At 68.9% G+C, this 25,306-nt stretch carries 28 protein-coding genes and 1 other RNA gene; 10 read left to right on the forward strand and 19 right to left on the reverse strand.

All coding sequences use genetic code 11. From position 1 onward, the window contains the following. Window positions 1-10: 10 nt before the first annotated feature. Complete coding sequence (locus GGQ80_RS03640; protein WP_183982543.1) at window positions 11-415, forward strand: SufE family protein; 405 nt, start codon at window positions 11-13, stop codon at window positions 413-415. Between the two features lie 107 nt (window positions 416-522). On the opposite strand, the gene GGQ80_RS03645 is transcribed toward GGQ80_RS03640, so the two are convergent. From GGQ80_RS03645 to GGQ80_RS03700, 12 genes are all read right to left on the reverse strand, one after another. Continuing rightward, window positions 523-807 carry a (2Fe-2S) ferredoxin domain-containing protein gene (locus GGQ80_RS03645; protein WP_183982544.1) on the reverse strand — a complete coding sequence of 95 codons (285 nt, stop codon included), beginning with the start codon at window positions 805-807 and terminating at the stop codon, window positions 523-525. Beyond that, entirely contained in the window at window positions 804-1,343 is a 540-nt protein-coding gene (locus GGQ80_RS03650) for a J domain-containing protein (RefSeq protein ID WP_183982545.1), read from the reverse strand. The genes GGQ80_RS03645 and GGQ80_RS03650 overlap by 4 nt, the downstream gene beginning before the upstream one ends. A 55-nt stretch (window positions 1,344-1,398) precedes the next feature. Next, the gene (locus GGQ80_RS03655) at window positions 1,399-3,381 is read right to left on the reverse strand and encodes a hypothetical protein (RefSeq protein ID WP_183982546.1); all 1,983 of its coding nucleotides are present in this window, start codon (window positions 3,379-3,381) and stop codon (window positions 1,399-1,401) included. A 66-nt stretch (window positions 3,382-3,447) separates the two neighbouring features. Then, window positions 3,448-3,845: RNase P RNA component class A (rnpB, locus tag GGQ80_RS03660), an RNA gene on the reverse strand. Between the two features lie 10 nt (window positions 3,846-3,855). Next, entirely contained in the window at window positions 3,856-4,563 is a 708-nt protein-coding gene (locus GGQ80_RS03665) for an N-acetylmuramoyl-L-alanine amidase (protein WP_246346847.1), read from the reverse strand. A gap of 43 nt (window positions 4,564-4,606) precedes the next feature. Beyond that, entirely contained in the window at window positions 4,607-5,437 is an 831-nt protein-coding gene (locus tag GGQ80_RS03670; RefSeq protein WP_246346848.1) for a CheR family methyltransferase, read from the reverse strand. Then, window positions 5,434-6,546: a chemotaxis-specific protein-glutamate methyltransferase CheB gene (gene cheB / locus GGQ80_RS03675; protein WP_183982547.1), complete on the reverse strand. Its 1,113-nt coding sequence runs from the start codon at window positions 6,544-6,546 to the stop codon at window positions 5,434-5,436. The genes GGQ80_RS03670 and cheB overlap by 4 nt, the downstream gene beginning before the upstream one ends. A gap of 27 nt (window positions 6,547-6,573) precedes the next feature. Continuing rightward, the gene (locus tag GGQ80_RS03680) at window positions 6,574-6,939 is read right to left on the reverse strand and encodes a response regulator (RefSeq protein WP_183982548.1); all 366 of its coding nucleotides are present in this window, start codon (window positions 6,937-6,939) and stop codon (window positions 6,574-6,576) included. Between the two features lie 65 nt (window positions 6,940-7,004). Next, window positions 7,005-7,430, reverse strand: coding sequence for a chemotaxis protein CheW (locus GGQ80_RS03685; protein ID WP_183982549.1), 426 nt, complete (start codon window positions 7,428-7,430; stop codon window positions 7,005-7,007). After that, a complete protein-coding gene (locus GGQ80_RS03690) occupies window positions 7,430-9,736 on the reverse strand; it encodes a chemotaxis protein CheA (RefSeq protein ID WP_183982550.1) in 2,307 nt (768 codons plus the stop codon). The genes GGQ80_RS03685 and GGQ80_RS03690 overlap by 1 nt, the downstream gene beginning before the upstream one ends. 54 nt (window positions 9,737-9,790) lie before the next feature. After that, window positions 9,791-10,435: a histidine phosphotransferase family protein gene (locus GGQ80_RS03695; protein ID WP_183982551.1), complete on the reverse strand. Its 645-nt coding sequence runs from the start codon at window positions 10,433-10,435 to the stop codon at window positions 9,791-9,793. Window positions 10,436-10,470: 35 nt separating this feature from the next. Next, a complete protein-coding gene (locus GGQ80_RS03700; protein WP_183982552.1) occupies window positions 10,471-10,866 on the reverse strand; it encodes a M67 family metallopeptidase in 396 nt (131 codons plus the stop codon). Window positions 10,867-10,884: 18 nt separating this feature from the next. On the opposite strand from GGQ80_RS03700, the gene GGQ80_RS03705 reads away from it, so the two are divergent. Continuing rightward, the gene (locus GGQ80_RS03705) at window positions 10,885-11,832 is read left to right on the forward strand and encodes an RluA family pseudouridine synthase (protein ID WP_183982553.1); all 948 of its coding nucleotides are present in this window, start codon (window positions 10,885-10,887) and stop codon (window positions 11,830-11,832) included. 57 nt (window positions 11,833-11,889) lie between these two features. Next, window positions 11,890-12,795 (forward strand): RNA polymerase sigma factor RpoH, encoded by a 906-nt coding sequence (rpoH, locus tag GGQ80_RS03710; RefSeq protein ID WP_183982554.1) that lies wholly within the window; start codon window positions 11,890-11,892, stop codon window positions 12,793-12,795. Between the two features lie 127 nt (window positions 12,796-12,922). Here rpoH and GGQ80_RS03715 read toward each other — a convergent pair whose 3' ends face one another. From GGQ80_RS03715 to GGQ80_RS03725, 3 genes are read right to left on the reverse strand one after another with little or no spacing between them, the layout of a single operon-like run. Continuing rightward, window positions 12,923-13,225 (reverse strand): 2Fe-2S iron-sulfur cluster-binding protein, encoded by a 303-nt coding sequence (locus tag GGQ80_RS03715; protein WP_183982555.1) that lies wholly within the window; start codon window positions 13,223-13,225, stop codon window positions 12,923-12,925. Beyond that, entirely contained in the window at window positions 13,222-14,301 is a 1,080-nt protein-coding gene (locus GGQ80_RS03720; protein WP_183982556.1) for an aminotransferase class V-fold PLP-dependent enzyme, read from the reverse strand. The genes GGQ80_RS03715 and GGQ80_RS03720 overlap by 4 nt, the downstream gene beginning before the upstream one ends. Beyond that, window positions 14,298-15,383 carry a cysteine desulfurase family protein gene (locus tag GGQ80_RS03725; RefSeq protein ID WP_183982557.1) on the reverse strand — a complete coding sequence of 362 codons (1,086 nt, stop codon included), beginning with the start codon at window positions 15,381-15,383 and terminating at the stop codon, window positions 14,298-14,300. Before GGQ80_RS03725 ends, GGQ80_RS03720 begins: the two co-directional genes overlap by 4 nt. Before the next feature lie 80 nt (window positions 15,384-15,463). Between GGQ80_RS03725 and GGQ80_RS03730 the strand changes: the two genes are divergently transcribed. Continuing rightward, a complete protein-coding gene (locus GGQ80_RS03730) occupies window positions 15,464-16,120 on the forward strand; it encodes an alpha/beta hydrolase (protein ID WP_183982558.1) in 657 nt (218 codons plus the stop codon). Window positions 16,121-16,288: 168 nt separating this feature from the next. On the opposite strand, the gene GGQ80_RS03735 is transcribed toward GGQ80_RS03730, so the two are convergent. After that, entirely contained in the window at window positions 16,289-16,468 is a 180-nt protein-coding gene (locus GGQ80_RS03735) for a hypothetical protein (RefSeq protein WP_183982559.1), read from the reverse strand. Then, a complete protein-coding gene (locus tag GGQ80_RS03740; RefSeq protein ID WP_183982560.1) occupies window positions 16,465-17,427 on the reverse strand; it encodes a pyridoxal-phosphate dependent enzyme in 963 nt (320 codons plus the stop codon). The genes GGQ80_RS03735 and GGQ80_RS03740 overlap by 4 nt, the downstream gene beginning before the upstream one ends. A 161-nt stretch (window positions 17,428-17,588) precedes the next feature. Here GGQ80_RS03740 and GGQ80_RS03745 point away from each other — a divergent pair, with 161 nt between their 5' ends. The 6 genes from GGQ80_RS03745 to GGQ80_RS03770 all read left to right on the forward strand — a co-directional run bounded on the left by GGQ80_RS03745 (window position 17,589) and on the right by GGQ80_RS03770 (window position 22,524). Next, entirely contained in the window at window positions 17,589-18,821 is a 1,233-nt protein-coding gene (locus tag GGQ80_RS03745; protein WP_183982561.1) for a type III PLP-dependent enzyme, read from the forward strand. Between the two features lie 138 nt (window positions 18,822-18,959). Then, a complete protein-coding gene (locus GGQ80_RS03750) occupies window positions 18,960-20,039 on the forward strand; it encodes a 1,9-bis(guanidino)-5-aza-nonane synthase (RefSeq protein WP_183982562.1) in 1,080 nt (359 codons plus the stop codon). Between the two features lie 334 nt (window positions 20,040-20,373). Beyond that, the gene (locus tag GGQ80_RS03755; RefSeq protein ID WP_183982563.1) at window positions 20,374-20,940 is read left to right on the forward strand and encodes an NMCC_0638 family (lipo)protein; all 567 of its coding nucleotides are present in this window, start codon (window positions 20,374-20,376) and stop codon (window positions 20,938-20,940) included. Window positions 20,941-20,951: 11 nt separating this feature from the next. Beyond that, the gene (locus GGQ80_RS03760) at window positions 20,952-21,377 is read left to right on the forward strand and encodes an MAPEG family protein (protein WP_183982564.1); all 426 of its coding nucleotides are present in this window, start codon (window positions 20,952-20,954) and stop codon (window positions 21,375-21,377) included. Beyond that, the gene (locus GGQ80_RS03765) at window positions 21,377-21,562 is read left to right on the forward strand and encodes a hypothetical protein (RefSeq protein ID WP_183982565.1); all 186 of its coding nucleotides are present in this window, start codon (window positions 21,377-21,379) and stop codon (window positions 21,560-21,562) included. The genes GGQ80_RS03760 and GGQ80_RS03765 overlap by 1 nt, the downstream gene beginning before the upstream one ends. Next, complete coding sequence (locus tag GGQ80_RS03770) at window positions 21,559-22,524, forward strand: alpha/beta hydrolase (RefSeq protein ID WP_183982566.1); 966 nt, start codon at window positions 21,559-21,561, stop codon at window positions 22,522-22,524. Before GGQ80_RS03765 ends, GGQ80_RS03770 begins: the two co-directional genes overlap by 4 nt. A gap of 7 nt (window positions 22,525-22,531) precedes the next feature. On the opposite strand, the gene GGQ80_RS03775 is transcribed toward GGQ80_RS03770, so the two are convergent. Beyond that, window positions 22,532-23,755 carry a pyridoxal-dependent decarboxylase, exosortase A system-associated gene (locus tag GGQ80_RS03775; RefSeq protein WP_183982567.1) on the reverse strand — a complete coding sequence of 408 codons (1,224 nt, stop codon included), beginning with the start codon at window positions 23,753-23,755 and terminating at the stop codon, window positions 22,532-22,534. Next, window positions 23,752-25,251 carry an AMP-binding protein gene (locus GGQ80_RS03780; RefSeq protein ID WP_183982933.1) on the reverse strand — a complete coding sequence of 500 codons (1,500 nt, stop codon included), beginning with the start codon at window positions 25,249-25,251 and terminating at the stop codon, window positions 23,752-23,754. Before GGQ80_RS03780 ends, GGQ80_RS03775 begins: the two co-directional genes overlap by 4 nt. Between the last annotated feature and the right edge of the window lie 55 nt (window positions 25,252-25,306).

Below are 25,306 nucleotides of genomic sequence, written 5' to 3' on the forward strand. Positions count from 1 at the left end.
GGACGCGGCCATGCAGAGCCTGGCCGACGTCCGCGACGAATATGAATTCCTCGAGGCCGACGATCGCTATCGCCTGCTGATCGACCTGGGCCGGGCGCTGGAGCCGATGCCCGACGCGCTGAAGACCGACGCAACGCTGGTGCGGGGGTGTTCGGCCGCGGTGTGGGTCTACCCCACCACCCGCGACGATGGCACGCTCCACTTCCTGGCGGACAGCAACGCCGCGATCACCAAGGGCATCATCGCCCTGGTGCTGCTCGCCGTCCAGGATCGAACGCCTAAGGACATTCTGGCGAGCGATATCCCCGGCGACTTGGCCCCATTCGACCTCGGCAACCAGCTCAGTAGTAACCGGACGCAGGGCATCCCCAACATGATCGCCCTGATCCGCGAGACGGCGCAGCGCTACGCGTAAAGCCGTGAACCGCCGTCATCCTGAACTCGTTTCAGGATCTCTGGCGATGACGCCCCGACCCACCAAGAGATGCTGAATCAAGTTCAGCATGACGGATCTTAGAGCGGCTACGCCAACCGCTCCACCACCGCCTCGACATCCGCGCCCTCCGGCACCACCAGCCAGCCGTCCGGCCGCCGCGTATCGACCACCACGACCCCGCGCTTCGGGCATACGCCCAGGCACCGCGTCTCGACGATGCCCATCCGCGCCCGGCGCCCCTTTCCCAGTCCCAGCAGCTTGCGCAGCATCTTGGCCAGCGGCCGCTTCTTCGGCCCGAAGCCGTCGACCTTGCGACTGCACTTCCCGCAGACTAGGATCGCGCCCTCCCAGTCGCTGCGCAGCGTCTTCACGGGCGGCGGCGTGCCCGTTCTTCATCGGCGCGGCGCAATACCTCATAGGCGGCCTGCACCGACTGGAATCGCACCGCAGCCGACGCGTCGCCGGGCCGGACGTCGGGGTGGTTTTCCTTCGCCATCCGCCGCCACGCCGTCTTCACCTCGTCGGCATCGGCGTCGCTGTCGAGCCCCAGCACCTCGAGCGCGCGCAATTCGTCGCCCGATCGCGTGCCATCGCCCGCCCCGCCCCACGCATAGTGGCTGGCCGAGGCATAGCCCGAGGCGGTGCGCTGCTCGCCCTTCTCCCGCGCCGCGGCTTCCTCAGCGGACAGGCCCTCGAAGTAATTCCAGCCGCGGTTGTACTCGGCGGCGTGGGCCTCACAGAAATACCAGCGCTCGGGGCTGTTCGGCGACTTGGGCGCGGGGCAGTTCCCCGGCTCTTCGCATCCCTGCCGGTCGCACAATCGCACCGTCTGCGCCTCGCGCGACGATCCATAGCCGCGCCAGCGCGGAAAACCCCAGTCGTTAGAGCGCGTCGTCGAGCGTGCCATGCGCGCCCGACATAGCCCCGGTCATCCGTGGCGCAAGGGCATGCCACCCCTATCGTCACTTCGGCATCGTGAACTTCACCCGAGTCGTCGATGCCCCGCAGCCAAGGCTGCCATCGGGCCGATAGGTCTTGGCAAAGGTCGCACTGTCGAAGAATTTCGTCCCGGCCTTGGTGAAAATGAAGGGCGGATAGCTCAGCAGCGCGCGGACGTTGCCGGCGCGGCCGTTGCTGCCGACGTCGTACTGAACCTGGGTCCAGCCTTCGAAGCCCCACTGCAATGCCTCCATCGGGAACGCTTCCGCCCCCGGCATGGCGACCATCTTGGGCGGCGCATCGAGCAGCCCGCACTGGCTGGGGCTGAGCCCCGTCTTCATGAACGCGTCTCGCGCACCGGCCGGGTTGCCCGCGCGCTCCTCGATCGATGCCAGCCGAACCAGCGCGCCGACACGCAAGGGATCGTTGGCCGCCAGCGCCTTGTCGTCGACCACCTGCTGCAGAACCAGCGTCGCGGTGTCGCTCGCGCCGCCCCGGCTTTTCCCCGAATCGATCCGGTCGGCCATCATCAGTCGCAGGAGCGCCCGCGCCTGCGGATCGGCGGCATAGGTCGGCTCGGTCAGCATTGCGGTCGCGAGCCGCTGGAATACCGGCGGCTTCCAGCTGTCGAGCCTTGCGCCCTCGCGCTGCGGCAGGTCGAAGGCGAGCTGGACCACAGGAGGCGCCCCTTGCGTCCGTGCGATACCTAGCCCGCGAGCGGCAAGTGGCGTGGTGGGATCGGGATTGAAGGGGTTGTTCATCAGTCGATACAGCGCCGCCAGCGTCTGCAGCGACGTCGCCGACCGCGCCTCCGCTGCGCCGAGCGCCGCCCGCTGCTCGCCGATGGCGGTCGAGGGCTGCTGCGGCTCGGGCGACGCCACGGCACCCTTGGTCGCCAGCCATTCTTCCACCGCCACGCCGAGCTGGCCACGCAGCGAAGGGCGCGCGAACGCCGTCGAGCAGCGCATCTCGACCCGGGCCGCGGCGCGGAAGAAGGGCGGGATCGCCTTTACCTGCTCGGGCGTCCACGACCAATCGCGGACCGCCCGAGCGAAGGCGAGACCGGCGGCCGGGCCGCCCGCAGCGTAGACCGGGCGGATCGAAACCGGCCGCCCGTCGTCGTCGACGGCGAATTCGACCACCGCCACATCGCTCGGCCGCAGTTCCGCTTCGCCGCCACAATCGGGGGCCTGCATCGCCGCCGCCGGATCGAACCGGCTGGTGCCCAGCCGCCCCGCCCCGGTCATCGCCATGTACCGCCGCGCCTCGTCGGGCGCGTTGTTGAGCAGCAGCGCGATCGCCGCGTCCGACCGCGCCCGCGCGTCCTCGACCGACGTCTTCTCGGTGATCCCGCCCAGCTTCGTGACCGCCTCCAGCGCACTGGCGCTGGCGGTACGAAGATCACCGGTGTTGAGCGCGACCAGCGTGTGCAGCCGCGCGATCTGCGCCAGGTCGGATTTGCCCAGCTTCGCAGCCGGCGCGATCCGATCGAGCCGCGCCAGCGCATCCCGCGCCGCCAACCGATCGACGAACGTCAGCGTCCTGACCACGCCGACCAGCGCCACCACGCCCTCGACGCCATCCGCGATTTCCTTCTCGGCTGCGCTATATTGGCTGGCCGCCATCGCGTAATCGAGCGAGTTTTCCGCCGCCAGGCCAAGGTTGTAATTCGCGCGCCAGCGATCGGGCGCCAAAGCCGCCTCGTTCTTCGGCAGGTTCGCCAGCCCGAGCCGGGTGGCCTCCGCGCCTTCGTCGAGGCGCCGCAAGGCGATCAGGTCGGCGCCTTCGCGGACCTTCGCGATGCCGCGGGTGCGCGCGGTCAGACCGGGCCGCTGGCCGAACCGCTGCCATGCCGCCAGCGCGCCGGCCTTATCGCCCTGGTCGTCGAGCACGACGGCGGCGTTATACTCCTGCTGCGCCGTCGCTGCGCCGGTGGCGGCCGGTGGCGGCGGCGCCGTCTGCGCCACTACGCCCGCTGCGCTGACACTCGCCAACCCAACCGTCATCCACCGCTTCATCGTCCGCCCCCCGAGATTCACCTGTGTCAGTGATCCTGCCCCAGGGCGGGGTCGTTTGCCAGAGGGCCTGTAAGCCGGGTTCTGTCCACCGGCATCGCTGCCGGATGGGCGACCATTCCTCTCGGACGACGCTCGCACGCCGTCTCTAGCGACCAACCCGGGCGACAGGCGGAAACACGCCCCGGAGCCAAAGGCTCCTTGCCGCCCCTATTCGGTCTTGCTCCCGGTGGGGTTTGCCATGCCGCGGCCGTTACCGGCGCGCGCGGTGCGCTCTTGCCGCACCCTTTCACCGTGACCGGGCCGAAGCCAGGCCGTCTGCTCTCTGTGGCACTTTCCCTAACCCCGCGTCCGAAGGCGCGTGGCCGGCGGGCGTTACCCGCCACCGTCGTTTCGTGGAGCCCGGACTTTCCTCGGCATCCATCGCTGGATGACGCGGCCGCCCGGCCCTCTGGCACTGCCCCTCTAGTCGTCGCCTTGCGGCTTGGGAAGCAGAAGCGCGAGCAGGATCATCCGGCATTCGCCGTCCATCTCGCCGTCGATCAGTTCGGGCCGGAAGCGGCGCTGGAACGCCATCGTCGCCGCCAGCGGGTTGCTGACGTCATAGCCGAACCGCTCCAGCGCCAGCAGGAAGCCGGCCTCGGGCCACTTCGGATCGAGCAGGTTCTTCGTCGGCCTCGGCAGCGCCAGCCGCAGCCGCGCCAGCCTAGCCCACGGAAACAGCTCGCCAGGATCGCGCTTGCGGGCCGGTGCGACATCGGAATGGCCGACGACGTTGCCGCGGGTGATTCCGTGCCGCGCCTTGATCGCCGCCACCAAGCGAACGACCGCATCGACCTGCGCCTCGGGAAAGTCGCGATAGCCGAACTCATGGCCGGGATTGACGATCTCGATACCGATGCTGGCGGAATTGACGTCGGTGATCCCGCGCCAGTGCGAGCGGCCGGCGTGCCAGGCGCGCTTGTCCTCGTCGACGAGGCGAAGGACGGTGCCGTCCTCCTCGACCAGATAATGCGCCGACACCTTCGCCTCGGGATCGCGCAGCCGCGCCAGCGCCGACGCGCCGTCCTGCATCCCCGTATAGTGGAGCACGATCATCGAGATCGGCAGCAGGCGATCGTCGAAATTCGGCGACGGCGCGTCGGTCATTTCCGGCTCGGCGGGCTCGTCCATCGACCAGCGCCTTAGCCGCATTCTCGCGGATGTGAAGAGCCGGTCAGGCGACGCGTTCGTAGAATCCCCGCCAGCGCCGGCTCGGCTCCAGCGCGTCGCTCTGTCCGATCACCGTCTCGCCCGCCCCCAAAACCAGCACGCCGCCGGGTTTGAGCGCCTTTGCCAGCCCGGCATAGACCGCGACGCGCGTCGCCGGCGACAGGTACAGCATCACGTTGCGGCACAGGATCAGATCGAACCCGCCCGACAGTGCCGCCTCCGCCACCAGATTATGGCGCCGCCACTGGATCATGCGGACGAGCTCGGGCTTGGCGAACCATTCCGACGCGTCACCGCCGTCGAACCATTTCATCAGCTGGCGGATCGGCAAGCCGCGCTGCACCTCGAACTGCGTGAACTTGCCCGACTTGGCACGCTGGATCGCAGCGTCCGACACGTCGGTGGCAATGATGTCGACCGGCGGCAGGCCCCCCGCCGACCGGTCAGCGATGGCCATCGCCAGCGACAGCGGCTCTTGTCCGGTCGAGCATCCTGCCGACCAGACCCGCGGCCGCCGACGCTCGCACGCCGCCAGCACCTCGAGCGCCTGGTCGAAGATCGGCCCGTCGCGGAAGAACGAGGTCTCTTGATTCACCAGCGCGTCGACGATGCGATCACCGATCGCGGCATCGTTGCCGTCGAGCAGCTGGGCGACGAGCTGGTCGAGCGTGTCGAGCCCGCGCTCGCGGATCAGCGGCTTCAGCGCGGTATCGACCCGCCAGGATCGATAGCTCGCCAGTTGCTGGCCGGTGCGCGCCTCCAGCAGCGCGGTCAGAACGCTGAACGCGATAGACGAAACCGCGGCGCCGCCGGTCGAGATCGGTTCCATCTTCATGACGGCCGCCGCGCGGCGAGAGCGCGGCCGATCGACGCGGGGGGCAGGATGGCATCGGCATGGCCGGCCTGCGCAACCGTGCCGGGCATGCCCCACACGACGGAGCTCGCCTGGTCCTGCACCAGCACCTTGCCGCCGGCGTCGCGTACGTTGCGGACCCCTTCGGCTCCATCTCGACCCATGCCGCTCAGGATCACCGCGACCATCCGTGCTCCATAAACATCTGAAAACGACGCCAGCATCGGATCGATCGAGGGCATGCAGCCGGATGACGCCGGCTCCGTCAGCAGGCGCACCGCCGCCGCACCATCGCCGAGCGACACCGCGCCCACATGCGCGTCGCCCGGCGCGACGATGATCCGCCCCGGCCGTACCCGCATCCGATCGGTAGCGACGTCGCACGGGCGCTGGCCCAGCACCGCGATCTGCGCCGCGAAATAGGGCATGAACGATCCCGGCAGATGCTGGGTGATGACGATGGGCTGGCGGAACGACGGCGGCAACTCGCGCAGCAGCTGGCTCAGCGCGTGGATACCGCCGGTCGAGGCGCCGATCGTCACGATGTCGAACGCGCCCAGCGCCGGAACGGCAACCGGCGAGGTGTCATCCTGCGGTGCGGCGCTGGACCGCGCCGGCGTCGCAGGCTCGGCGCCGGTGGCGCGCGGCATCGCCGCCGGACCACGCCGGCTCAGCCGCATCAGCTTTTCGAGCAGCATGTCCGAGAAATGCGCGAGGCGCTGGCCCATCGGCGGCTTGACCAGCGTATCCGCCGCCCCCAGCGCCATCGCCCGGATGCTGCTCTCGGCCCCGTCGCTGGCGAGCGACGAGACGACGATGATCCGGGCGCCCTGCCCCGCCGCCAGCAGCTGCGGCAGCGCGGTCAGCCCGTCCATGCCCGGCATCTCGACGTCGAGCAGGACGACGTCGACACGCTCGCGCTCTAGGAACGCCAGCGCCGCACTGGCCGTCGGCACCGCCCCCACCGCCGCGAAGCGATCGGACGCATCGATGATCCGCGCCAGCACCGCGCGGGACACCGCCGAATCGTCGACGATCAATACCCGTTCGGTATCCGGCGCCATCGCGCGGGGGGAAGGAGACGCGGCCATGGCGCCCTCAGCGATCCGGGCTGGGGCTCAGACGAGGCCGACGATCTGCAGCTTGCTTTCGAGCGTGTCGCGGTCGAACGGCTTCATCACATATTCGTCCGCGCCCGCCTCGATCGCGGCGCGGATGTGGCCCATGCCGTTCTCGGTCGTGCAGAACACGACCTTGGGCTTCTGCGTCATCCCGGATTCGCGCAACGCACGCAGGAAATCCATGCCGTTCATGACCGGCATGTTCCAGTCGAGCAGAACGACGTCGGGCGTCGCCGCCTGGCACGCCTCCAGCGCCTCGCGCCCGTCGCACGCCTCGCGCACCTCGAACTGGAGCGTCTCGAGGATGTGACGCGCAACCTTGCGGATCACCTTCGAGTCGTCGACGACCAGACACGTCTTCATGGGGTGGTGGGCCTTTTAGCTTTCGGGGGCACCGCGTTTATGCGGCGCAACAGGTAACGGCGGGGTTAAGCGGCGAGCGACTGGCGCGCGATCAGCGCGGACAGGTCGACGATCAGCACGGGCTCGTCGTCCCGCTCGATCATGCCGACGCCGAGGGCGCGCCAGCCGCCTTCGAGCAGCACGCCCGACATCAGCGGCAGCCGGGTGAACGGCGCCACATCCTCCAGCGAATCGACGAGTACCGCATAGAAATGGCCGTCGATGTTGGTGATGATCGCGCGCTTGGCGGCCTGCTTGGGCACCGGCAGGCCCATCGCGATCCGCGTGCAGATCACGGTGACGACCCGGCTGCGCAGCGCCACCAGCCCGCGCACGCACGGGTTGGCGCGCGGCACCGGGATGATCTCGCCGATGTCGACGACCGAATGGACCTGGTCGGCATCGATCGCGACTGTGCGGCCGCCCATCTCGGCAAGGAGGAACAGGTCCATCAGGCGGCTCCTGCCAGTGTTTCCGCGATCGCGCCCAACAGCGACACCCGGTCGTAGCGATAGACGCTGCCGTCGCCGCGCCGCTGCGGCGAGGTGGTGAGGCGAACGACGGGTGCGGCAACCGGGATGGTAGCGGCGTCGGCGTCTTCCATCGCCAGCGCCACCTGCACCCGCTCGCCCGGGACGAGTTCCGACACGCAATGATATCCCGCCGCCTCCAGCGCCGGGCGGAGGAACGTCGCCATCCAGCCGCTCTGGTCGCCATGCAGCAGGCAGGTGGCCTTCGTCGGTATCGTCGTCTCGATCTCGGCGAATAACGCGTGGACGTCGACCAGCTCGATCTGCTGCCCCTCCACCATCACCACGCCGGCGATCATGCCGCCCCCCTGCGCCGCGACGAAGCCCGCCGGCAGCGAGACGATCTCGACCGGCTCGGCGATGGCATAGCCGACGACGCTGACGCCATCGGCCAGGCGCAGCATGTTGATCTCGCCCTTTTGGGGCAAGGCGGCCATCGTGTGGATCGCGACGCTGGCACCGTCGATGACGATGCGCAGCCGCCCGCCGACCGCCTGGATCGCGCTCGCCTCGACCGCCTCGACACGGTCGACCGCGGGCAGCGGCACCGCACGGCGGCGGCCGTCGACGTCGTCGAACAGCAATGCCGACCAGCGCTGTTCCTGCACCGCCTCGTCGGCCTCGACCTCCGCAAAGTCGACCGCGCCGTTATGGAACGTCAGCCCCGCCACCGCGGCGACGCCGGCGCTGTCGAGCAGCAGCATCGGCAGCCCGGTATCGGGCAGCGTCTTGCCGGCGTAGATCCCCGTCGCCATCACCATCGGCGACGCGGGCTTCACGACCAGCTCTTCGGTATCGAGCACCTCGTCGATCGCCAGCGCATATTCGCCGTCGCGGGTGTTGACGATGGCGAGCGTTCGGGGCTCGCTGTCGCCCAATCCCAGCAGCTTGTCGAGCGACACGACGGCCAGCCTGCGCCCGCGGACCGTCGCGATCGACGTGTCGCCGACATTGTCGATCCGCACCGCGGCCCCGCGCGTCGTCACGATTTCCTCGACCGCCTGTCGCGCCAGCGCGAAGCGCTGATTGCCGGCGGCGACGATGATCGCCGGGATGATCGACAGCGTCAGCGGCACCTGGATCGAGACGGTCAGCCCCTGACCCCGCCTGTTGGTCAGGACGATCCGCCCGCCGATCTGTTCGATATTGGCGCGCACCACGTCCATGCCGACGCCGCGGCCCGAGATCGCGGTCACCGTGTCGCGGCTCGACAGCCCAGGATGGAACGCCAGCTCCAGCTTGGCGAGCGGGCTCATCGCCGCGGTCTCGGCAGCCGTCTTGATCCCGAGCTTGCATGCCTTGGCGGCAAGGCGCTCGACGTCGATGCCGCGGCCGTCGTCGCGTACTTCGACCAGGATCTGGTTGCCCGACTGCCGCGCCGATACGACCAGCCGACCGGCCGCGGGCTTGCCCGCCGCCTGCCGTTCGGCATTCGGTTCGATGCCGTGATCCAGCGCGTTGCGGATGATGTGGACCAGCGGATCGCGCATCAGCTCGATCATCTCGCGATCGAGCTCGACGTCGCTTCCCTCGATCGTCAACATCACCTGCTTCTCGAGTTCGGCAGATGTGTCGCGCACCATCCGCGGCAAGGCCGAAAACAGCGCGTCGATCTTCTGCATCCGCGTCCGCGTCACCGTGTCGCGCATGTCGGCGACGGTCTGCGACAGGCGCTCCAGCGCCCCTTCGATGCCGGGCAAGGTGCTGTGGTTGCGCAGCTGGCGGGCCAGCTCGTTGCGCGCCAGCACCATTTCCGACATCCCGCTCATCATCCGGTCGAGCAGGTCGACGCCCAGGCGCACCGAGCGGCTCGGCGCGCGATGCACCGCCGGCTGCACGGCCTGGCTCGCCAGCGGCGCCGCATCCGCCGATAGCGCCGCGATCAGCAGTTCCTCGCTCGAATCGTCGAGCGCCGCGCCTGCGTCGATCGCCTCGACCAGCTCGCCGATCCGATCGACGATCGCCAGCACCGCATTCACCAGCTGACGGTCGGGCACCCGCGTACCGTCGCGGACCTGGGCCAGCGTGTCCTCGGCGGCATGGCTCAGCCGCTCGAGCCGCGGCAAATCGAGGAAACCGCAGCTTCCCTTCACCGTGTGGACGAAGCGAAAGATCGAATCCAGGCGCGCACGATCGGTCGGCGCGGCCTCCCAGGCCACGATCTCACCCGCCAGCGCTTCGAGCGTCTCGCGGGTTTCGGCAATGAATTCCTGCAGCAGCTCGTCCATGGTGCCCCGACGTGTTCCGCCGGAGTCTTGGACGCAAAGACGTTAAAAGCCGGTTTACCGCGCGTTGAAGACCGTGCCCAGGATCATGACCCCGGCGGTCGGCTCCGACACCTGAACCGCCCCGCCGGCATCGCGCGCGATGCTGTTGACCAGATACGCCGCCGACGTCCGCGGCGTCACGGGCACGTCGCCCGGCCCCTCGACCAGCACACGGCGAATCTCGCTGTCGAGCAGGATGCGCGACGCCTCCAGCTGGGCGACGATCTCGACCTGGCCGCCGTTCTCCTCGGCACCGACGCTCAGGCTGCCGCCGCGCACCAGCGCCTCGGTCGCGATCAGCACGATGTTGAGCATCGCCTTCACCGCCGCCTTGGGCAGCGCCTCGGCCTCGACGATCCAGTTCAGCTCGATCCGCTTGTGGTCGGACACCAGCCCCTCGATCGCCGACTTCGCCTCGCGCACGTCGATATTCTCGCCGAAGCCGCCGCCCGCGCCGAACGCCAGGCGAAAGAACTTCAGCTTGTTCGCCGAGGTCCGCGCGCTCTCGGTCAACAGCTCCATGCACCGCTCGCGCATCGCCGGATCGGTCTCGTCGGCGAGCAGTTCCAGGCCGTTGTTGAGCGCGCCGACCGGCGACAGCAAGTCGTGACACAGGCGCGAGCACAACAGGCTGGCGAATTCGACAGGGCTCGGCGTCATGGATCGTCCTTTTGGGAAGTGCCCCTAGTGACGGGCTAACCCGCAACGCGCAAGGCGACCGGATCGAAGCGGCCATGGACCGCGCCATTTTTTACCGCACGCCAGGCTTTTACCGTGCCATCACCGCCGACGATCAGCCACAGCCATCCGTTCGCCGCGGCATCGGCGGCATCGCGCGGCGAGGGTACCGCCGAGCCGTTCGGGTGCGAATGATAGCAACCGACGATCGCTGGACCGCCGCGCCGGCCGTCGCGATAGGCCGCGATCAGCGCCGCCGGATCGATCTCGAACCGCGTCGCCGGTGCGTCGGCGACGTTGCGACACGGCACCGCCCGCTCCCCGATCAGCAGCCCGCAAATCTCGACGCCGGGGGAGGATCTCGCCTCCGCAACGATTTGCGCCACCAGCTCGCTTGCAATCGTCAACGCCATCCCCATTTCGCCTACAGAATGGACCGGGGGGTTTCCATCATCGAAGCGACCATCGCACCTGCCGCCGACGGCTGGCGCCTGGATCGCGCGCTCGCCGATGCGGTCCCGACGGTCTCGCGCGAACGGCTAAAGGTGCTGATCGCCGCCGGCCAGGTGCAGCGCGCCGGCATCCTCACCCGCGATCCCGCCAAGCGGGCCACGGCGGGCGACGTCTTCACCGTCGCTGTCCCCGATCCCACGCCTGCGCACAACGAGGCACAGGATATCCCGCTCGTCGTCGCCTATGAGGACGAGCATCTGATCGTCGTCGACAAGCCTGCCGGCCTCGTCGTCCACCCGGCGTGCGGCAACCTCGACGGCACGCTGGTCAACGCGCTGCTCCACCATTGCGGCGGCTCGCTGTCGGGGATCGGCGGCGTTGCGCGGCCGGGCATCGTCCACCGCATCGACAAGGACACCAGCGGCCTGATGGTCGCCGCCAAGACCGACCGCAGCCACGAAGGCCTGGCGAAGCAGTTCGCGGCGCACAGCATCGACCGCCGCTACAAGGCGATCGTCGGCGGCGTGCCCAAGCCGTCGGCGGGCAGCGTCGACGCGCCGCTCGGCCGCAGCCCGCAGAACCGCAAGAAGATGGCGATCGTCGCCGGCGGCAAGCGCGCGGTGACGCATTATTCGACGATCGAGCGGCTGCATGACGCCGCAATGGTCGAATGCCGCCTCGAAACCGGGCGCACGCATCAGGTGCGCGTCCACATGGCATCGCTTGGTCACGCCTTGCTCGGCGACCCGGTTTACGGTAGAACAAAAGGAAGCCAGCGGGCGCTGTTGGAGCGCCTCGGTTTCCAGCGCCAGGCGCTGCACGCCGCACGCCTCGGCTTCATTCACCCGGTGACGGGCGCCGCGCTGGCGTTCGAAAGCCAGCTTCCCGCAGATATGCAGGAACTGTTCACCGAGCTTCACGTATAGGACAGGCGACTTCGCCGCAGTGCGGGAAGAACGCCCCAGCTAGGGAGATTTTCGACGATGGCAGCCCGCAGCAACGTCCCGGCGACGATCCCCGCGCTCGGCAGCGAGGCGGGCCTGAACCGCTACCTTGCCGAGATCAAGAAATTCCCGATCCTCCAGCCGGAGGAGGAATATATGCTCGCCAAGCGGTTCCAGGAACATGCCGATACCGAAGCCGCTGCGAAGCTGGTGACCAGCCACCTGCGCCTCGTCGCTAAGATCGCGATGGGCTATCGCGGCTACGGCCTGCCGACGTCCGAGCTCATCAGCGAGGGCAACATCGGCCTGATGCAGGGCGTCAAGAAATTCGAGCCCGACCGGGGCTTCCGCCTCGCCACCTATGCGATGTGGTGGATCCGCGCCTCGATCCAGGAATATATCCTGCGCTCGTGGAGCCTGGTGAAGATGGGCACCACCGCCGCGCAGAAGAAGCTGTTCTTCAACCTGCGCCGGATGAAGTCGAAGCTAGATGCGTTCGAGGATGGCGATCTGCGTCCCGAGGACGTGACCAAGATCGCGACCGACCTCGGCGTGCCCGAAACCGACGTCGTCAACATGAACCGCCGCATGGCGATGGGCGGCGATACCAGCCTCAACGTCTCGATGAACGAAGACGGCGAGGGGCAATGGCAGGACTGGCTGGCCGACGACAGTCCCTTGCAGGACCAAGTCGTCGCCGAGGAGCAGGAAGCGGACGTCCGCCACACCATGCTCGTCAGCGCGATGGACGACCTCAACGATCGCGAGAAGCACATCCTGACCGAGCGTCGGCTAACCGATGATCCCAAGACGCTGGAAGAGCTGAGCCAAGTCTACGGCGTATCGCGCGAACGTGTCCGCCAGATCGAGGTCCGCGCCTTCGAGAAGCTGCAAAAGGCGATGATGCGCATCGCCGGCGAAAAGCGCCTGCTGACCGCGGCTTAACCCGGCCGTGCTCCCCTCCCTGCAAGGGAGGGGTCGGGGGTGGGTAAGGAGCCTCGCAGAGCGGGGCGTTCGCGTCGACTACCCACCCCTAACCCCTCCCTTCCAGGGAGGGGCATCGCTCCCGGGTCTACGCAACCCGAACCCGCAGCCCGTCCAGTCCAGCCGTCAACACCAGCTGACACGCCAACCGGCTGGTCCGCCCCGCCCCCGGCGCCAGGTCGAGCATATCCTCCTCCTCCGCCGACGCCGCCGACAGCCGAGAAAAATCCGCCGGATCGATCACCACATGGCATGTCGCGCAGGCCATATCACCGCCGCAGGTCCCCTCGAGCGGCTGGCCGTGCTCCTGCGCCACGCTGAGCAGCGTCCGCCCTTCGGCCGCCATCGCCTCGCTGACGACGCCATCCCGCTCGAACACGACCCGAATCATGCCGCGACCCGCTGGCGATCCGCCGCCGCGACGATCGCGTCGATCGCCCCCGCCAGTTCGCCTTCGGTCGTATAGCGCCCCCAGCCCAGCCGAAGCGACGACCGCGCCGCCCGCTCGTCGAGCCCGATCGCGCGCAGCACATGGCTCGAACGCCCCGATCCGCTCGCGCAGGCAGATCCCGCCGAAAAGGCGACGTCGCGCAGGTCGCTCATCAGCCGCGCCACGTCCAACCCTTCGCGCCGCACGTTGAGGTTGCCGCGATAGCGCCGCTCGGCATCGCCGTTGATCGTCCAGCCCGCCAGCCGCGCCGTGGCGATATCCCATAGTCGCTCGACCAACGCCGCATCCTCGTCATGCCGCTCGACCATCAGCGCCGCCGCCGCGCCGAAGCCAGCGCACAGCGCCGGCGACAGCGTGCCCGAACGCCCCGCCGCCTCCTGCCCGCCGCCATGCAGCAACGGCGCCAGCGTCAGCCCGTCGCGCGTCCACAACGCCCCGATCCCCTTGGGCCCATAGATCTTGTGCGCCGACACCGCGATCAGGTCGGGGCCGTCGGGCAGGTCGATTCGCCCCGCCCCCTGCACCGCATCGCACAGGAACAACCAACCGGCCTCACGGGCGATCGCCGCGAGCTCGCCGATCGGCTGCACCACCCCGATCTCGTTGTTGACGAGCATCACCGCGAGCAACCCCGGCTCGCCGCCCAGCGCCTCGCGCACCGACGCCAGCTCGACGATCCCATCCGCCCCCACCGGCAGCAGCCGATGCTCTCGCCCCGATGCCGCCACCGTGTCGAGCACCGCGGCATGCTCGGTCGGCAGCGTCACGGTCGGCCCACGGCTGCCCTTGATCGCCCAGTTCAGCGCCTCGGTCGCGCCGCTGGTGAACGACACCGTCCCTCCGGCAGGCAGCAGGCGCGCGACCCGTCCCCGCGCCACCTCCACCGCCGCCTTCGCCTCACGCCCTGCACGGTGCGAAGAGTGCGGATTGGCGTGTTGCCGCTCCAGCCACGGCAGCATCGCCGCCAGCGCTTGCGGATCGAGCGGTGTCGTCGCCTGATAGTCGAGATAGGTCACGCTGCGAACGTCCGCGTCGCCCGCGCCACGTCGCGCCAGGCGGTGATGAAGCGAGTCACATCCTGCTCGCGCGTATCCCGCCCAAAGCTCACCCGCACCACCTCGCGCCCCGCCGTCTCGCTCCAGCCCATTGCGCCGAGGACATGGCTCGGCTTCATGCTGCCGGAACTGCACGCGCTGCCCGCCGACACGGCAATCCCGGCGAGGTCGAACCGGATCAACTGCGCCGCCGCCGCCACGCCCGGCAATCGGTACGAGGCGATCGCGGGATGCCGCAGGCTCGCGTCCGCCACCACCTCGCCCCCAGACCGGCGCACCGCATCGTCGAGCCTCGCACGCATCGCCGTCCAGCGCTCGATCGGCTCGGCCTCGCGCAGCGCCGCGGCATAGCCGAGCACGCCCGGCAGATTCTCCGTCCCCGGTCGGTATCCCCGCTCCTGCCCGCCCGTCGGCGTCAGCGTCGCCAGGTCGCGCACGAGCAGCGTACCGACGCCGGCCGGCCCGCCGCGCTTATGCGCCGACAGCGCGACGAAATCAGCATGCTCGGCGACCGCATCATCGACACCCGCCGGCATCTGCGCCGCATCGACCAGCAGCAGCCCGCCGGCCTCGTGAACGACGGCGGCCACCGCGGCGACTGGCTGAAGAACCCCCGTCTCGCTGTTGCACCACTGCACCGCGATAAGTGCCCGCTTGCTCTGCCCAAGCAGCGATGGCAGCACCCCCAGGTCCACCACCCCATCCGCTCCGACCGGCACCATCTCGGCCGCCCCAGCCGCACGCATCGCGGCGTCGTGCTCGACTGCCGACACCAGCCGCCGCGCCGCCACGCCCCGCCCCAGCGCGATGGCTAGCGACTCGCTCGCACCGCTCGTCAGCAGCACCTCGCCGCGCCAGCCATAGGCCGCGCCGATCGCCGCCCGTGCCGCTTCCAGCGCCGCGCGCGCCGCACGCCCCTCGGCATGCGGACTCGACGGGTTGGCCCAGCGCGCCATGCCCTCGATCACCGCGGCCTTGGCGGCATCGGTCATCGGCGTAGTCGCGGCATGATCGAGATAGAGACGGTCCAGGGTTCGTTCCAATTTGCGTGAGAAGCGCTCGTCCCTATATAGCGCGCCACGATCCGCGCTCCACCGGGCGCGACCTAGACCTTGCGAGATCCATGCCCGAAGTCATCTTCCCCGGCCCCGAAGGCCGCCTCGAAGGGCGCTTCGCCCCCGCGCCCCGCCCTCGCGCGCCCGTCGCGATGATCCTTCACCCGCATCCTAGCGCGGGCGGCACGATGAACAACCGCATCGTGCAGGAGCTGTACAAGACCTTCCAGCGCCGCGGCTTCGCCACGCTGCGCTTCAACTTCCGCGGCGTCGGCAAGAGTCAGGGGACGTTCGACAACGGCATCGGCGAACTGTCCGACGCTGCGTCGGCGCTCGATTGGGTGCAGAGCTTCCATCCCGAAGCCTCGTCGACCTGGGTCGCCGGATCGGGCTTCGGCGCGTGGATCGGCATGCAGCTGCTGATGCGCCGACCGGAGATCCGCGGCTTCATTTCGATCGCGCCGCCCGCGAACATGTTCGACTTCACCTTCCTCGCCCCCTGCCCCTCGTCGGGCATCATCATCCAGGGGGAGAACGACGAGGTCGTGACCCCCGGCTCGGTGCAGAAGCTCGTCGACAAGCTCCGCACGCAGAAGCACATCACGATCCACCACGACACGATCCCGAAGGCGAACCATTTCTTCGAGCACGAGATGCCCGAGCTGATGCAGTCGGTCGATCGCTATCTCGACATGCGGCTAGATCCCAACTCGCCGATCAAGTGAGCCTGGTGCAGCGGATTGGCCATGGCCTGAGCGGTATCAGGTTAAGTCAGCCGACAGCCGTTCGTCCTGAGCGAAGTCGAAGGACAAGTTTCAGGCGACATCGTCTGGGGCCTGTGCTTCGACTTCGCTCAGCACGAACGGGTTGAAACGTTGCTGCGGCGGGTCGATCTACCCGACCCAGATCAGCACGTTGACCAGCAGCACCACCGCCATCACCAGCATCAGCACGCCCTTGCGTCGATCGCGGCCGCGCACGATCAGCACCGATCCGCCGGCAACGCAGGCGAAGCACGCCAGCATCGCGATCGCGGGCGCCGCATGGGCGATCGACACCAGCGCCGCGTTCATGCCGCCAGCACCCGCGCATAGTCGGCCCGGTCGACATTGCCGCCCGACAGGATGACGAGCATCCCCGGCGCCGCCGCGACCTTGCCCGCCAGTACCGCCGCCAGCGCCACCGCCCCGCCCGGCTCGATCACCAGCCGCAGCCGCTCCGCCGCCCAGCGCTGCGCCGCCGCCGTCTCCTCCTCGCTCACCGCCACGCCGGTCGCATCGCGGCGCGACAGCACGTCGAAGGTCAGCGGCGAGACGCGCGTCGTCATCAGCGCGTCGCACTTGGTCGGCGGCGGATTGGCGCCGACCGGCTCGATCCAGCTCGCTTCCAAACTCATCCGCATATCGTCCCAGCCCTCGGGTTCCGCGATGGTCATCCGCGCCTCGGGCAGCGCCAGCGCAATTCCCGCCGCCAGCCCGCCGCCACCACATGGCACCACGACCCGCGCCGGCGTGCCAAGGCCCTGCTCAGCCATCTGCGCCGCCGCCTCGATCCCGGCGCTGCCCTGCCCCTCGATCACCCAGGGATCGTCGAAGCTCGGCACCAGCGTCGCGCCGCGCGCCTCCGCCAGCCGCGCGGCGATCTGCTCGCGGCTTTCGCGCATCCGGTCATAGCCGACGACCTCGGCGCCGAGCGCCAGCGTCGAGTCGCGCTTCGCCGCCGGCGCGTCGTGCGGCATCACGATCGTCGCCGGCATGCCGAGTCGCTTCGCGGCCCAGGCGATGCCTTGCGCATGGTTGCCGCTCGAAAAGGCGACCACCCCCCGCGCCCGAGTCGCCTCGTCGAGAGCGGTCAGCCGATGCCACGCGCCGCGGATCTTGAAGGCGCCGACAGGCTGCAGCGACTCGGCTTTGAACGCGACTGTCACCCCCTTGATATCGGCGGTGAAAAGCGGGGTCGGCGGCAGGATCGCCGCCAGCTTTGCAGCGGCGTCGCGGGTGCCCGCGCGGGTCGGTTGTCTCACGATCGTCACGCCTCGTCCCTGCCGCAAAATCGGGGGCGCCGAAACACTTTACATGGGGGTCCGTTACCCCTATCTGCCCGCCTCCGCTGCCCCATGGGACTTCCACCGCAAGGCAGTGCTTGTTCAACAGAAGACCGGGGCGTTGCCCCTGGCATTGGAGGTCCCTTGAGTTGCACCAGGATCATTGCGCGCTGGGGGTAGCCCCCCGTTCGACCTCGTCTTCTCGAATCGTTGAGGGGGCTATCGATATCGCCAAGGGTGCGCCGGTTCAGCCGGTGACGCTGATTCGCCCGCACGCCGGTGCGCGCGCCGCCCGCTTCTTCACGGAGAAGTTTCCGGGCCGGACGATGTACGCGGTCAAGGCGAATCCGAGCCCGGAGCTGCTAGCCACCTTGTATGACAACGGTGTGACGCATTTCGACGTCGCCAGCCTCGCCGAGGTTCGCCTCGTCGCGCGCACGGTGCCGGGCGCCACGCTCTGCTTCATGCACCCGGTCAAGGCCGAGGAAGCGATCGCCGAGGCGTATTTCACCCATGGCGTCCGCGTCTTCAGCCTCGATTCGATCGAAGAGCTGGAAAAGATCGTGCGCGCCACCCGCAACGCCAGCGACCTGACGCTGTGCGTCCGCCTGCGCGTGTCGTCGGAGCATTCGAAGCTCAGCCTCGCCTCGAAGTTTGGCGCCCTGCCGCACGAGGCGCGCGAACTGCTGTTCCGCACCCGCCAGGCTGCGGACGCGCTTGGCATCTGCTTCCACGTCGGCAGCCAGGCGATGACCCCGTCGGCCTATGCCGAGGCGATGGAGCGCGTGCGTGCCGCCATCGTCGAGGCGGCGGTGACGGTCGACGTCATCGACGTCGGCGGCGGTTTCCCGTCGGTCTATCCCGGCATGGAGCCGCCTGCGCTAGAGGCTTACTTCGAGACGATCCACCGCGCCTTCGAATCGCTGCCGGTGAGCTATTCGGCCGAGCTGTGGGCGGAGCCGGGCCGTGCGCTCTGCGCCGAATATGCCTCGCTCGTCGTCCGCGTCGAGAAGCGCCGCGGTGCCGAGCTCTACATCAACGACGGCGCCTATGGCGCGTTGTTCGATGCGGCGCATATCGGCTGGCGCTTCCCCGTCGCGCTGCTGCGCGAGCCGGAATCGGACGTGCGCGATCATCCCTTCTCCTTCTACGGCCCGACCTGCGACGACATGGACCATATGGCGGGCCCGTTCCTGCTGCCGGCCGACGTCCAGGCCGGCGACTATATCGAGATCGGCATGCTCGGCGCCTATGGCTCGGCGATGCGTACCGCGTTCAACGGCTTCGGATCGGACGAGACGGTGATCGTCACCGACGAACCGATGGCCAGCCTATACGCCGACGTCGAGCGCCGGGTCGCGTCGAACGTCGTCACGCTGTAACAGCCTTCACGCAATCTCTCGTCATTACCGCGAGAGCGGGAATCCATATTGGCTGACCGATCGGCTCCTGCCGCAAGTTCAGCGACGATGGATCCCCGCCTCCGCGGGGATGACGGCTGTGAATTCGAGGACCGGAAATTGACCGACACCCTGACCAAGACCGCGGCGGCGAACGCGCCGATCAACGACACCCGCAAGGCCGAGCTGCTGTCGAAGCAGGTGAAGCACATTGATATCAAGAGCTTCGACGCGCGCCCGATCGTCGACGCGATGAGCGACATGAGCTTCACCAGCCGCGACCTTGGCCGCGCGACGAAGATCTACAACGAGATGCTGGCCGACAAGGACTGCACCGTCTGCCTCGTCATCGCCGGCTCGACCTCGGCCGGCGGCTGCATGGACCTGTATGCAGAGCTGGTGCGCAACAACATGGTCGACGTCATCGTCGCCACCGGTGCGACCATCGTCGACATGGATTTCTTCGAGGGCCTTGGCCACAAGCACTACCAGGCGCTTGAGATTCCCGACGACGACACGCTGCGTTCGCTCTACATCGACCGCATCTACGACACCTATATCGACGAAGAGCAGCTTCAGGACTGCGACCACACGATCAACAAGATCGCCGAGTCGCTCGATCCCAAGCCCTATTCGTCGCGCGCCTTCATCCGCGAGATGGGCAAGTATCTGGTCGAGCACGGCAAGAAGGACAACAGCCTCGTCAAGCTCGCCTATGAGCATGACGTGCCGATCTTCTGCCCGGCGTTCGTCGACTCCTCGGCGGGCTTCGGTCTCGTCAAGCACCAGGTCGATCGCGCCAAGGCGGGTCAGCCTTACATGGTGCTCGACGCCATCGCCGACTTCCGCGAGCTGACCGAAATCAAGATCCAGGCAGGCACCACCGGCCTGCTGATGATCGGCGGCGGCGTGCCCAAGAACTTCATCCAGGACACCGTCGTGTGCGCCGAGATCCTCGGCCACGAGGATGTCGAGGTCCACAAGTACGCCGTCCAGATCACCGTCGCCGACGTCCGCGATGGCGCCTGCTCGTCGTCGACGCTGCAGGAAGCGGCCAGCTGGGGCAAGGTGAACACCGGCATCGAGCAGATGGTCTTCGCCGAGGCCGGCTCGGTGATGCCGCTGCTGGCGTCCGACGCCTATCACCGCGGCCACTGGAAGGATCGCGCCAAGCGCGGCTGGGCCAAGTTGTTCGCCTGAGCCGCACGCAGATAGCGCAAGCTATCTGCGAGACGGCGACTGGCCGGCCGGCGCGGGGCGAAAGCCCCGCGTCCGACGTCACGGGATTAGCTCCCGTGACGGCCCGTCAAGTTCCCATTTGATACGCGCAACACCGTCATCCCCGTGAAGGCGGGGATCCATACAGGCTGACGTCACGGCTCCCGCCCTTCGCTCCGCGCCAATGGATTCCCGCCTTCGCGGGAATGACGAAGGAGGTGGATGCGGGCTGCCGAAGCTCACCAAAGGGGCACGACAGCCCCTTGAGCCACAGCCCCACCCAACGCACACTCCCCGTCCACCAGGGGATCCATTGATGCCGCTCCTCCTCGCCGCCCTCCTCGCGCAAGCCGCCACAGCCGCGCCCGCTCCCGGCTCGATGCCCGACCAGCTTGCCGCGCTCTACGACGAGGTCTGCCTGCGCACCTTCCCCTATGACGCCGCCGTCGACGAACTGATGAAGCGCAAGGCTGCCATCCCGCTGACGCCGGCCGAGGTGAAAACCACGCTGCGCGACGACCCCGGTCGCGGTTGGCGGCTGCCCGGTCCCGATGGCCGCTCGATCTCGATCTTTATCGAACTGCCGCCCTATCACGCCTGCTCGGTGCGCGCCGGGATCGGCACCGCGCCACTCGACCTTGCCGCCTATCGGCGCGCCGTCGCCGCCTTCGAGGAAACGCGCCCGGGCTTCGCCGCGCAGAAGCCCGCCGACATGACCGTGGAGTCGATCCGCATCCGCGCGATCCAGGAGGTGCGCCCCCTGCCCGGCGGCCACGAATCGCTGCTCGTCATTACCCAGCAGCTCACCGACCCGGTGCGCATCGCCAAGGGGGAAGGCGGCACCGAGCTGCGCTTCGTCCACCAGATCGTCACCACCCGCTGATGGGAGCCGCCATGACCCACGACATTCTCCGTCCCGTCGTCGCGCTGATCGCCTGGTCGATCGTCATGCTCGTCTGGATGCTGGCGACGCGATTGCCCGCGATGCGCCGCGCCGGCATCGATCTCGGCAAGCTCGTCGGCACCAAGGCGAGCGACGCCGATCGCGGCCTGCCGCCCGAGATCCAGTGGATCGCCCACAACTATAATCACCTGATGGAACAGCCGACACTGTTCTACGCGGTCTGCCTGACGATCGCGCTCGCCGGCGCCGATCATCCGGTCAATACCGCCATCGCCTGGGCCTATGTCGGCCTTCGCATCGCGCATAGTCTGGTGCAGGCGACGTCGAACCGGGTAAGGCCTCGCTTCATGCTCTTCCTGCTGTCCAGCATCGCGCTCTTCGCGCTCACGCTCCATGCCGCCATGGCGGTGTTCTGATGGCCAAGGGAGAGGGCTTCGAACGCCACCGCCAGCCCTGGACCACCGACGAGATCCAGAAGCTCCACACCCTCGCGAAGAAGGGCATGGCGCTGAAGGCGATCGCCAAGGCGCTGAAACGCAGCGAGGAATCGACCAAGGACCGCGCCAAGGCCGACGGCCTGTCGATCGCCAAGCTGCGATGATCGACCGCCGCCATCTACTCGCCGCCGGGGCCGCGGCGGTCCCCGGTGCCGCGCTCGCTCAGGCCACCGCCCCGCTACCCAGCTGGCCACCGGCAGAGGCAGTGCCGCTGTGGCAGGCGGGTGCGATCCGCGTGCCGCCGGGGCTGCGTCCCGAACCGACGATCACCGACCGCCCGGGTGGCTATCGTGACATCCAGCTGCGCGGCACGATCCAGCCGCTGTTCGGTGTCTTTCGTCCGGCCCGTCCCGACGGCCGCGGCGTGCTCATCATCCCGGGCGGCGGCTATTCGATCACCTCGCAGCGCAACGAGGGCATCGACGTCGCCCAGGCGCTGCTGCCGCACGGCATCACCTGCTTCGTCCTCGCCTATCGCCTGCCCGGCGAGGGTTGGGCCGACCGCGCGAACGTCCCGCTCGCCGACGCGCAGCGGGCGATGCGGCTGATCCGGTACGAGGCGCGACGCTACGCGATCGATCCCGGCAAGCTCGGCTGCATCGGCTTTTCCGCCGGCGGCCATCTCGCCGGCTCGCTGGCGACGCTGTCCGATGTCGAGGCTTATGCCCCGATCGATCGCGCCGACCGCGACAGCGCGCGGCCCGACTGGACGGGGCTGATGTACGCGGTCTCCACCGTCGATCCGGGCCGCAGCCACGGCGGTTCGCGTCAGCAACTGCTCGGCCCCGATCCCGACCCGCGGATGCAGGAACGTTACGCCGTCGACCGCCGCATCACTCGCACGACGCCGCCGCTCTTCCTCGTCCATGCCCAGGACGACCAGACCGTGCCCGTCACCAATTCGCTCGACAGCTTCGCCGCCGCCCGCGTCGCCCGCGTACCCGTGGAAGCGCATTTCCTCGAGCGTGGCGGCCACGGCTTCGGCACCCGCCTGCCCCGCGACAATCCCGGCTCGCTCTGGCCGGAGATGTTCGCCCGCTGGTCATGGCTTCACAGCTTCGGCTGATCCCGGTCTAGCCGACCACCATCTCCCGCGCCGGCGGGTGTCCCAGGAACCCCGCCGGGCTCGCGCTCGCGCCATAGGCACCGGCCAGGAACACCGCGACTAGATCGCCCACCGACAATCGCGGCAAGCCCACATGATCGCCCAATCGATCGAGCGGCGTACACAGCGGCCCCACCACCGACACCTCCTCGATCACGTCCGCCCCCATCGCCCCGGCATGCGCCAGCGGATAGTTCCGCCGCACCACCGTCCCGAAATTGCCCGACGCCGCCAGCTGGTGATTGAGCCCGCCGTCGACCACGACGAACGTCTCCCCGCCGCTCTGCTTCACATCGACGACGCGGGTCAGATAGACGCCCGCCTCCGCCACCAGCCACCGCCCCAGCTCGATCGCGAACCGCGTCTCGCGCAGCACGTCCGCGCGACCCGCCATCGCCTCCGCCAATCGTTCGCCGACCGCCTCGACATCCAGCGGCACGTCGCCGGCGAAATAGGGCACGCCGAACCCACCCCCCAGATTGACCAGCGGCGGCATCGCGCCCGCTTCCGCCGCCAGTCGCCCGGCCAGCGCCAGCGTCGCCGCCTGCGCCTCCGCCACCGCGCCCGCATCGAGCGCCTGGCTTCCCGCATAGATATGGAACCCGCGCCAATCCGCGCCGGCGTCGCGAATGACCCGCACCAGCGCCGCCGCGCGCACCGCATCGACCCCGAACGGCGAGGGTCTCCCGCCCATCCGCATCCCCGATCCGCGCAGCTCCAGCTCGGGATTGACCCGCACCGCGATCCGCGGCGTCAAACCCCGCCGCTCGCCGATCGCCAGCGCGCGCGCCACCTCGCCCTCCGACTCGGCGTTCAGCGTCGCTCCAGCCTCGATCGCCGCCGCCAGCTCGTCGTCGCGCTTGCCCGGCCCGGCGAAACTGATCCGGGCGGCCGGCTTCGACGCCAGCGCGGTCGCGAGCTCGCCCTTCGACGCGACGTCGAATCCATCGACCAGCGGCGCCATCGCGTCGAGCAGTAACGGCAGCGGGTTGGCCTTGATCGCATAATGCAGGTCGACATCGGCAAAGGCAGCGCGAAACCGCGCCACCTGCCCGGCGATCAGCCCGCGGTCATAGACGAACAGCGGCGTATCCCCCGCCGCCTCCACCCACGCCTCCGCAGCCTTTCCCGCGATGGTCAGCGTACCCTGCTGCCCCGCAAACCCCACAGGCACCGGCCCCATCGGTTTCACGACGTCAATCCTTCCCGCAGCCGTGCTGCGATCGCCGCTCGGTCGAGCTTGCCATTGGCGTTGCGCGGCAGCTCGTCGAACCAGACATAGCGTTGCGGCTGCATGAAGCTCGGCAGCTCGCCGCGCAGCCGTGCGCGCAGGCCCTCCTCGCCGGCCGCATCGCCCGCTAGCGCCACCGCGATTCCCTGGCCCAGCCGCTCGTCGGCAATGCCGACCGCCACCGCCTCGCGCGCCTCGCCGCCGGCGATCACCGCCTCCTCTATCTCCTGCGGACTGATACGGTTACCCGCCGACTTTATCATCTCGTCATCACGCCCGACGAAGCGCAATAGCCCATCCTCGCCCTGCACCACCGTATCACCTGACCACACCCCCAGGCTGCCGTCGGGTTCGGCGCGAAACCGCTGCGCTGTCCGCTCGGCATCCTGCCAATAGCCCTTGGCGACCAGCGGGCCGGCATGGACCAGTTCCCCCGGTTCCCCGACGGCTGCTATCGTCCCGTCCTCCCGCCGCACGCTGACCTCGGCGAAGGGGATAGCCCGGCCGATCGCATCGGGATGCGCATCGACCAGCGCGGGGTCGAGATAGGTCGAACGAAACGCCTCGGTCAGCCCGTACATCGGATAGACGTCGGCATTGGGAAACCGGTCGCGCAGCCCACGCACCAGCCGCATCGTCAGCGCCCCGCCCGAATTGGTGACCCGCCGCAGCTGCCCGGCCACCGCATCGGGCCATGTCGCCTCCAGCAACTGCACCCACAGCGGCGGCACCCCCGCCAGCGTCGTCGCCCCCGTCCGCTCGACCGCCTTCACCACGTCGCGCGCGGTCAGATAGTCGAGCGGCGCCACCGCCGCCCCCGCCGCCCAGGTCGAGAGCAACTGGTTCTGCCCATAGTCGAACGACAGCGGCAACACGCCGAGCACGTGGTCGTCGGCCGCCAGCTTCAGGTAATGCGCGACGCTGATCGCCCCCAGCCACAGGTTCGCGTGGCTCAGCATCACCCCCTTGGGCCGCCCCGTGGAACCCGAGGTATAGAGGATCGCCGCCAGCCCGTCGGGATCGGCGCTCGACCGGCCCAGCCCATCGCCCGCCAGCGGCACTGCCGCCTCGTCGATCACCGCGCACCCTTCGGGCACGTCGCCATCGGCCAGTGTCGCCACCCGCGCCGGCTGGCTGACCAGCAGCCGCGCCCCGCTATCCCCCAGGATATGCGCCACCTGCGCCCGCCGCAGCAGCGGGTTGACCGGCACATGCACCAGCCCCGCCCGCGCCGCCGCCAGCGGCATCAGGCACGCGACCCGCGTCTTGGGCAGCCACGTCGCTACCCGCTCGCCCGGCGCCAGGCCCCGCGCCGCCAGCCACGCCGCTATCGCGCCGACGGCGGCCTCGGCCTGCGCGACGGTCAACATCCCGCCGCGATCGATCAGCGCGATGGCGCCGGCCGCCCCGCGCAGGACGTGGTCGATGGGCTGGGGAACGGGATCGAGCGACACCATGGCGCGCGTCATACGCACCCCCGTTGCCGAATTCACCCCCGCGCTCTAACGCACA

The sequence above is a fragment of the Sphingomonas jinjuensis genome (assembly GCF_014197105.1).
GTDB lineage: Bacteria > Pseudomonadota > Alphaproteobacteria > Sphingomonadales > Sphingomonadaceae > Sphingomonas > Sphingomonas jinjuensis.